We start from the raw sequence: 8,794 nt of genomic DNA, 5'->3' as shown, positions 1-8,794 counted from the left end.
ACCGCGAATGCTTCGCCGGCCGAGAATGACGTCATCGAACTTCATCTTTTGTACTTCCCGAATTGGCATGAGGACTGCGTTCTCTCTCACAGCTTTGGCTATGTCCATAGGGTTTCGAAGAGATCGCAGCTGAAAGGAGCGTCAGCGCTTTGTACGCGGTGGCCGGCTCCTCGGATGACCGCGCGCTCGGCTTTCTGAAGCGCCTCGACAAGTCGACCTTTTGGGGCACGCGGCGCGCGGCGCGTTAGGCATTGCCAGGGACCTCTTTCGCCGAGAGGCTTGTCTTGAACACCTTGAGGATTTGAGATCTCGGTTCCTGCATAAGTTTGCCAAACTCACCACTTTCCTCCACCACGCCTCGATTGAGAACGACTGCGAAATGACAGAGGCGCGTCGCTTCGATGAGATCGTGGGTGACGAGGACCAGACTAATGTCCCTCTCTGTGACAAGTTGAGCGATGTCCTGCAGAAGCGCCATCTTGGTCACCAGATCGAGACTGGAGAACGGTTCGTCGAGAAGCAGAAAACGCGGTTGGCCGGCCAAAGCGCGTGCCAGAGCAACTCGCTGCTGTTGTCCGCCAGAAATATCTTTGGGCTTACGAGCGGCAAGCTGCTCGATTTTGCAGATCGACAGAGCTTGCTCGGCACGCCGCCGAGTCTCGCCTCCTGTGAGTCGCAGGGATGCGAGTCCAAGCATTACATTTTCCAGCACGGTCATATTGGGCCACAGTGCCAGGTCCTGAAACACCATGGTGATGCCACGATGCCGAGGCGGGACAACGATACAATCTGGCTTGGAGATCACGCGGCCATCGAGCAGGATCTCGCCTGAGGTGGGCGCCTCCAGGCCGGCCAGGAGCCGCAGCGCGGTCGATTTACCGCCGCCTGACGGGCCGATAATCGCAAGGCGAGTTCCGGATTCGATCGAAAACGAAACGCCGGCGAGCGCCAGGACGTCATCGTACCGTTTCGCAACCGAACGCAATTCAAATCCCGGATTCACACTGATCGAATCCTTCCTGCAAACATCCAGCCCAACGTCAAGAGAGTTGCCGCTCCCGCAATGTAGAATGAGCATAGCGCGGCGACCAGCGCCTCCGGAGCGTTCGCCATGACGGTGAAGATCTGCACGGGGATGGAATCAGCACCGGGCGGTCTTAGCAACAGCACCGTGCCGACCTCGGCGGTCGCCTCCAGTGCAATGATCATGCAGGCGGTCACGGCCGCCGGGAACATCGCGGGGCCTAGCACGCGACGCAGAAACAGCGACAGTGTTACGCCGTGCACCGCCCCCACCAGGCACTGGGACGGCGAGGTGACGCCGAACGAGCGCATTGCGATCAAGGCCGCGATCGGAAGAAATCGCAACGCGAGTGTGAGCCCCACCGTAAACCGGCTCCGCAGCAGCGGATCGAGCCAGGACGGAGCGATTGTTCCAAGCTCGACCATACCCAGCGCGTTGACGGACGGAGGAAGTGCAAGGACGAGAAAAACAGCAGCCAGAGCCAAGCGTTTGAGTCGCTTTTCCCGTCCAGCCGCGAGCGCCATCCAGAAGCCCATGGCGGTCGCGATCGTGCCTGCAGTCACCGCATATAAGAGCGTGTCGCCAATGGTCCGGCTGATCTCGGCGAAGGCGCGCGCCGCCGGAAAGTCGCCGAAAAGCGGACGGATGATCCCGGCCAGCGGCAACGCAGTCGTCAGGAGCAGCATGCCGGCCAGCAAGCCGATGGTGATCCAGCCGGCGCGCTTGTTTCTTGTCAACGGGGCGGGATCAATCTGCTTGCCAAGAATTTCAGCGGCGATGCCGGGAGCGATAAAGATCGCAACAGGAACAGCGAGGATCAACACGACTGCTGTGAGAACGGCACATTGCTGAGCCGCCAACACAAAGTCGTACGAAGCCGAGAAGCTGACAAGGATTTCATAGGCGGTACCGGTATAGCCGAAAATCTGCCCCGGTCCTGGGTCTGACAGCGTCAGTATTCCAGCCAATACGGCAGCGATCAATCCAGCGGGCAGGACGGCCCTCGCTGCGCAGATAAAAAGCAATCGTTCGCCTCCCGCCAACCTGACGGCGTCGACCTGCCCTTTCGACAGGCGCCGGGCAGAAACGAGAGTGATGTATGTAACAAGCGGGAACGAGGGAGCCAAAAAGGCAACTACCGTACTGATGGCAGCAAGCAGAGGGCTGCCTGACGGCAACCCGAGTTCGATGCGCACCTGCGACAGACCGATAGCCCAGAGGAACGAAGGTGCAAGCAGCGGGATGGCCATCAAGGCAAGCAGAATTTGCCGACCAGGAAACTCATAAAGTGCGGACAACAGACCGGCCGGCAACCCTGCAACCAGGGACATCAGCGTCACCGCCGCTGCCACGACCACACTGTGCCACATGGCTGCGGCGAACCCGCTGGTAAAGGGCAACGATCCCTCGCCAACGGCAGCCCACAGCAACAGAAACGTCGGAGCAAGTGAAAGGAAAAGAATGGCAACGAGCGATACAGTTCGCCACCATCCGGGCTTTTCCAGGATTTCGCAGGAAATCATCGGCTGTTCTTTGCCGCCCACTCCCGAAGATAACCGCGCGAAAGGTCGTCAAGTTTCAGTGCCAGCTTGCCGTAATCCACGTGCATTGGATGCAGCTGGCCGATCGCTCGCATCTGGGGCGGGGTGGGAACGTTTGGCAGCAGCGGAATCTGGGCTGCATCGCTATCCGCCAGTGCACGTTCAGTTTCCGGCGTCAGCAAGAAATCGATAAACCTCTTGCCATTCTCCAGATCCGGCCCGTGCGCTATCAGCACGGTGGCGTTGGGCACGATCAACGTACCGATTCCGTTTTCGTCAGGATAGACGATGCCGACAGGCTTCTTGTCTTTCACCACTTCATTGGCGTCGTCGGAATCCGCTATTCCGGCAGCGCAATCGCCTTCGCCCACCCGGCGCCGGACCTCTCCGTTGGAGGAGACCATTTTAACACCGTTTCGCGTCAGCCCCTCAAAGTAGTCGCGCGCCTGTTGATCGCCGAGTGCGACGAACAGAGCCGCAGCGTGCATCGAGGTGGTCCCGAACAGCGGATTGGCGATGCAGACTCTCCCGCGCAGGGTCGGGTCGTTTGCAAGATCGAAAATCGATTTCGGGGCGTGTTCGTTTGCAATCAGCGTGGTGTTGTACAGGATCACGCGGACGCGGGCCGAAAAGCCGGTCCAGTATCCCTCCGGGTCACCATAAGCCTTGGGCAATTCCGCCGCGTTCGGTGATTGGTAGGCTGTCGCCACCCCTTTGAGCTTGAGCACCTGGGCGCGCACGGGATCGCCGCTCCAGAACACATCTGCCTGAGGCCTGTTTTTTTCTGCAATGAGACGATTGAGCAAGCCGGTGCTCTTCGTCTCTTCGGTGTCCGGCACAAGCTGGACCTCTATACCGGTCTTCTTTGTGAAGAGCTCGGCAATAGGTCGCGCGAAGACATCGTCTACAGAGGTATAGACCACGACCCGTGGCGCAGCGGACGCGATCGGCATGGCGTGAACAAGCAGGAAAGCCCCCAAAGCGGCACATTGCGATAGGCGAAATGTCATGATCTTGCTCCTGAATTGGCTGCCTCCCTCTGGATGGGCTCTCTCAGTCGGGATCATCGGTCCGGACTTGGCAGCTAGAAAGGTCGCACCACGAGGCTATCAAATGCGGTGACGGAGTCCGCCTTCGTCCAAAGTCCGACCTTTCCAGATCCGAAGCGGCTGTCGTGATGATCGATCAACAGCCGATCATCGAGCCAGCCCTTGATATGGTCGCCTTCAGCGCTGACGCGCATTTTATGCCACTGCCCAAGCGAAGGCGCCTTCACGCTGACCCCGGTGATCGAGTGACGACCGCCGGCCTCCGAGGCACGGGACGATTTGGGCTCGTAATAATAAAAGTTGAAATTGTTCTCCAACGCGTTGGCGCGGATGACGTAATAGCGACCTTCGGAAAAGCGAAACACGATTCCGCCGGAAGCGTCCTCACGCCCGGAGATGGGTTTGAAACGCACGTCGACGTCGATATTGGCGTAGGGGCCGCCCGGCGCGACAATGACATTGAAGGTCTTGTCCGTGGCACGCTGGACCAGTGCCTTGCCGCCTTCCGAAGCTCCAGGCACATCCTCGGCCACCCACGTGCCGCTTACCGTCTCCCAGCCGTCGAGAGGTCGCGTAAAGTCATAGCGTGTCTCCGGCTCCGCTGCTTTCACTCGGCGCGCCGACATCGATGCACACAACGCGGCCGCTGCCGCGATCATTTGCCGTCTCGACAAATCGGCTGGTTTCGCGGCGCTTACGGAGAGCGTTCTTGCTTGCTGGTGAAACGGTTCGACAGAGCCTGGGATGCTCTCAAAGGAGCTCGGGTGCAGAAGCGTGGGGCTTGTTGCTGAACCGGCCCGGAACCGACCCGCTGCCAGACATGTTGTGACTATTCGAGGTCGATATCTGCTCATGCGCAATCTCCTCGATCAAGCGAGTGTTGCGCAGAACTTGGACGAACCATCGTCTGACGGGGAGTCTGCTTATCCCCGCAAGGAAAGATGATACTTAGGCGTGCTCCGGCTTGCAAGCCTGCAACGACCTAGCCCGATTGAAAAGCCGACTGTTAGCTAGACACGCATCATGTCCGAGCGTTGCGACCGAGCACCGCGCGCCTCTCGGGAGACATACATCGGACAGTGATCAATCATCCTAAGGCGACAATGTCCCCAGTCGGCCGGCCCGGTGCTATACTGCTTACGCGCTACATAGGAGGTCTCCATGATGAGCCGCAAAATCGTTGCTGCGCTGATCGGATCATGGATGGCCCTGCCCGTCGCTGCGCTGGCGCAGGACCAGTCCGTCGCGGAACAGCTCGTCAATGCAATGAACAAGGTGTTCGGAGTCCATCCCGGATTCCGCGCCAATCACGCCAAGGGCATTGTGGTCGAGGGTCGCTTTAATGCATCCCCGGAAGCCGCAGGGCTAAGCCGGGCGGCCCAATTCAGCGGCGCCGCCATCCCGGTGACCGTGCGCTTTTCGGACTCGACGGGCGTACCGGACTTGCCGGATGGATCCGACAAGGCCAATCCGCACGGCATGGCCGTGAAATTCCATCTGCCGGACGGCAGCGAGACCGACATTGTGATCAATTCTCTCAAGTTCTTCCCCGTGGCGACAGGTGAAGAGTTTCGTGACCTGCTGTTAGCGCTGGCCGACAGCCCGCCGAACGCGGCCAAACCGACGAAGTTCGAACAGTTCGCGGCCAATCATCCTTCGGTTCCCGCCGCTTTCAGCACGGTGGCGACGCCAGACAGCTTCGCCGACGAAGAATACTACGGCATTGATGCATTCGTTTTCGTCAACAAGGCAGGTGAGAAGCAGGCCGTCCGGTATCAGATGCTGCCTGAGAAGGTCGTTCATCTGGAGAAGTCTGATGCGGCGAAACAGGCACCGGATTTCCTGATGGAAGAATTGCCACAACGTCTGAAGCAGGCGCCGGTGACGTTTCACCTCAAGGCACAACTCGCTGCCGCAGACGATCCGACGAAAGACCCGACAAAACCCTGGCCCGAGAATCGCAAGGTGGTGGACCTCGGAGTGCTGACGATCGACAGGACGGCGGAGAATAGTGCCGAGGACCAGAAAAAGTTGCTGTTTCTGCCGGGTCAGCTCACCGATGGAATCGAGCAGTCCGATGATCCGCTGATCGACGTCCGCACCGCAGCATATGCCGTTTCGTTCTCTCGCCGCAATCCCTGACCTGTCGCGGGAACGAGAGCGAATGGCGGCTTTCGTCCCTGAGCCGCGCTGCATACCCGCGACCGGCACCTCTGCAATCGTCGATGACGGAGGAACGACCTTCGCGGGCCGACGTTTTTCGGCGACCTGAAATAATCTGCGCGACCTCGGGGTTAGTCTGATCGGGCTGACGACCTGTGGAGCAAGGGGATGTCCTCTCAGATTCCGGGTTCAGCGAAAGAAAGTTCCGCAATATCAGCGCCGACGGGCGCTGGCCATCACCATGCCGAAGCCTGCGACGACGCGCGATCAGCCTGGCCAGACCGGTCGAAGCATGACCAGGAGTGGGTGACCGAGGAAGCCCGCCTTCGCGCCTTTCACCAGTATGGGAACTTTGCGCTGGCTTATTCGGCGACCTTCCAGCCGGGCCTGAATTATTTCGGAAGCGAGGCCGGCTTTCTAGCGTACAAGCAGGTGGGCAGCACCGCGTTCGTTCTTTCCAATCCCCTGACGCCGGTGGATTGCTGCGAGGACCTGATCCGAAGCTTCCTCGGCCACAGAAGCGATGTCTGCTTCTGGCAGGCTTCGCGGTCCGTCGCCACAATCCTTGAAAAACTCGGTTTCTACGTCAATGAGATGGGTACCGAGACGCACATAGAACTCGACGGCTATGGTTTCGAAGGACCGGTCAAGCGGAACTTTCGAAGCGCGATAAATCGCGCGGCGTGCTGCAAGTACACGATTGCCGAGCGCCCGGTTTCCTCGCTCGATCGCAGCGAACTCCAGACCGTGTCGGAACGATGGCGACGGACGCGAGGAGTAAAGAACCGCGAGATGACATTCCTGACGAGGCCGGCCATCCTTGATGACGAGATCGACGTTCGCAAGTTCTTTACGTTCGATCAGAGCGGCAGTCTGCAGGCTTTCGCGTTTTTCGATCCGATCTGCGTGGCCGGCAAGGTCGTGGGCTATCTGTGCTCGGCCAAGCGCCGGCTCCCGGAAGCGGACGCTTTGGTGGGATATGCGATGCTCTATCAGGCCATCCGGACATTTCAGGACGAGGGAAAAGCAATTCTTTCCCTGGGACTCTCACCGCTCAGCGGCGTTGATAACGAATTGCCGGGCAATCGGCTGATGAGCTTTGCGTTTCACGCCGTCTACCACAGCCGCCTCTTCAACGAATTCGTTTATCCGCTGAAGGGATTTGCCAAGCATAAGGGTGCCTTTTGCGGATCAGCCGAGCAGACTTATTGCGCCCTCAAGAGAGGTCGAGCCCTTTCCCAACTGATCAAGATGCCAAGGGCGTGCAACGTCGCATGACGTGAGCGGTGCGGCGATCGCGTGGCCACGCGCTATCCGCGCACGGGAAGCGGTCCCATCGATCGCTTCGGCATAATAACCCCTCGCCGAAAACCGCAGCATCGCCTACATTCGCTTTTTCGACGAATTTGCCTATCCGGCTTCGTCGAAGGAAAGAACCTGAAGGTCGATGGCGGCGTCTGTGCTCTGCGCGACGAGCAACTTCCCGCGCATCCACCGGGCGCCGACCGAAGGCGTCGTCTGCTGGAGGGCCCTCGAATGAAGAAGACACTTGCCGCCTTCATCCTGATCGCAACGATCGCCGGCCTGCTCGCCGCAAAACCGGTAGGCGCGCGGCGTATCGTTGCCGCAGGCACCGCAGCGACGGTCGACTATCCGGGTCCCCGACCTTACGATTTTGGCAGTTGCGAATGGGTGACGCAGCGTTTCTGGGACGGCCATGGCTGGCGGGTCCGCCAGGTGCGGGTTTGCTTCTGATCCGCGATGACGCGAGATTGAGCGGCTCATAGCAACGATCGAGTTGAGCGAAGACCGTCAAAATGGGCCGGGCCGCAAGGCGCGGATGCGCTTCTTTTCCCGCAAGCCGCTCGCGATCTTTTCTTCCCCGATCACGTCTTGTCATCGCTTCGACCGCGCCGGAACTGCCGCGGAGAGTCGCCAAATCTGCGGCGGAACGCGCGATTGAAGCTTGAGGGTTCGGAAAAGCCTGCCTGCGCGGCGATCTCGCTGATGGGCGTGCTCATGCGCGCGGGGTCTGTCAGGTGCGCCAGCGCGCGCTGGAGCCGCTCCTCCTGCAAAAACTGACCGAAAGTCTGGCCGGTCTCTTCGAACAGCTTGTGAACGTAACGGTCGGAGAGTCCGTGACGCTTCGCAACCGCCCTCGCCGACAATCGCGCTTCGGATAAATTTGCGAGCACGTCGGCCCTTATCAGCGCCAGCCGCGCGGCGCGCATCGCGCCGCCGCCCGCCCGCTCGCGCGTCTCCGCCGTCGGACCAAGGGTGAGCGCCAGCAGATCGATCAGATGCCGCGAGGCGTAGCGCGCCAGCACCGGATCCTCGACCGGCTCCTGATGGCGCAGCAGCGTTGCGTAGCCCAGCAGCAAGCGCAGAGCCGGTGTCGAGACGAGCGGTGTGACCGCGCGCTCTTCGATGCTGCGCAGCGCCGGCGCCAGGCTGTCATAATCGGCGCGGATCGATATGATCTCGGACTGGCCGAGCAGGCGGATCGTGCTCGGCGCGCCGTTGAACACCATCATGGCGTCTCCGGCGTTACGGTCGGCGGCCATCCCCTGGCAGGCAAGGTGGAAGGGCGCGCTGACCGGCTGCAACAGGCGGAAGGCGCCATCGCCGTCGCGCACCAATTCGCTCGTTCGCGCAAGCCTGATCGCATTGGTCGCGGCAACCGTCAGCAGCACCGACGGAAATTCAAGCCATTCAAGCTTGACGTCGACGGGCGCCCCTTCGAGCGGGTCGATCTCCATGCGCAAATTGCGGCGGCCGACGATATCGTGCAAAACGGCGAGGCGATCTCGCGGCGGCACGTCGGCGGTCGAGAATCGATTCACCGCCGGCCTTGCCTGATTGCGTCCCGTATTGCTGGTCATGGTCATTCGGACACTCGCCCCACCGAAGGCGCGAACACCGGCGATGGCGCAAACATCCGCGAGAACCGAAATTATTTTTTACCTGAGCCGAACTTTTGTTCGCTGTCGGTCAAGCCTCCGGTTCGCTGAGCGTCA

The 8,794-nt window shown here is 60.2% G+C and carries 8 protein-coding genes; 3 read left to right on the top strand and 5 right to left on the bottom strand.

The window, feature by feature from the left end:
• Nucleotides 1-244: 244 nt before the first annotated feature.
• The 4 genes from VFB05_RS25045 to VFB05_RS25030 all read right to left on the bottom strand — a co-directional run bounded on the left by VFB05_RS25045 (nucleotide 245) and on the right by VFB05_RS25030 (nucleotide 4,273).
• On the bottom strand, nucleotides 245-1,003 hold the full coding sequence (locus tag VFB05_RS25045) for an ABC transporter ATP-binding protein (protein ID WP_325017348.1): 759 nt from the start codon (nucleotides 1,001-1,003) through the stop codon (nucleotides 245-247).
• A complete protein-coding gene (locus tag VFB05_RS25040) occupies nucleotides 1,000-2,568 on the bottom strand; it encodes a hypothetical protein (protein ID WP_325017347.1) in 1,569 nt (522 codons plus the stop codon). Before VFB05_RS25040 ends, VFB05_RS25045 begins: the two co-directional genes overlap by 4 nt.
• Nucleotides 2,544-3,575: an extracellular solute-binding protein gene (locus VFB05_RS25035; protein ID WP_325017345.1), complete on the bottom strand. Its 1,032-nt coding sequence runs from the start codon at nucleotides 3,573-3,575 to the stop codon at nucleotides 2,544-2,546. Before VFB05_RS25035 ends, VFB05_RS25040 begins: the two co-directional genes overlap by 25 nt.
• Nucleotides 3,576-3,649: 74 nt before the next feature.
• On the bottom strand, nucleotides 3,650-4,273 hold the full coding sequence (locus VFB05_RS25030; protein WP_325017343.1) for a family 16 glycoside hydrolase: 624 nt from the start codon (nucleotides 4,271-4,273) through the stop codon (nucleotides 3,650-3,652).
• A gap of 502 nt (nucleotides 4,274-4,775) precedes the next feature.
• Here VFB05_RS25030 and VFB05_RS25025 point away from each other — a divergent pair.
• From VFB05_RS25025 to VFB05_RS25015, 3 genes are all read left to right on the top strand, one after another.
• Nucleotides 4,776-5,756 (top strand): catalase family peroxidase, encoded by a 981-nt coding sequence (locus VFB05_RS25025; RefSeq protein WP_325017341.1) that lies wholly within the window; start codon nucleotides 4,776-4,778, stop codon nucleotides 5,754-5,756.
• 189 nt (nucleotides 5,757-5,945) lie between these two features.
• Nucleotides 5,946-7,055 carry a DUF2156 domain-containing protein gene (locus tag VFB05_RS25020; protein ID WP_325017339.1) on the top strand — a complete coding sequence of 370 codons (1,110 nt, stop codon included), beginning with the start codon at nucleotides 5,946-5,948 and terminating at the stop codon, nucleotides 7,053-7,055.
• Between the two features lie 258 nt (nucleotides 7,056-7,313).
• Nucleotides 7,314-7,532 carry a hypothetical protein gene (locus tag VFB05_RS25015; RefSeq protein WP_325017337.1) on the top strand — a complete coding sequence of 73 codons (219 nt, stop codon included), beginning with the start codon at nucleotides 7,314-7,316 and terminating at the stop codon, nucleotides 7,530-7,532.
• Between the two features lie 131 nt (nucleotides 7,533-7,663).
• Here the strand turns inward: VFB05_RS25015 and VFB05_RS25010 are convergent, their stop codons facing one another.
• Nucleotides 7,664-8,665 carry a helix-turn-helix transcriptional regulator gene (locus VFB05_RS25010; RefSeq protein WP_325017335.1) on the bottom strand — a complete coding sequence of 334 codons (1,002 nt, stop codon included), beginning with the start codon at nucleotides 8,663-8,665 and terminating at the stop codon, nucleotides 7,664-7,666.
• Between the last annotated feature and the right edge of the window lie 129 nt (nucleotides 8,666-8,794).

Origin of the sequence: Bradyrhizobium sp., from assembly GCF_035652035.1 — a bacterium.
Taxonomy (GTDB): Bacteria; Pseudomonadota; Alphaproteobacteria; order Rhizobiales; family Xanthobacteraceae; genus Bradyrhizobium.
Note: the sequence above shows the minus strand (reverse complement) of the source record. Positions and strands in the feature narration are given on the sequence as shown.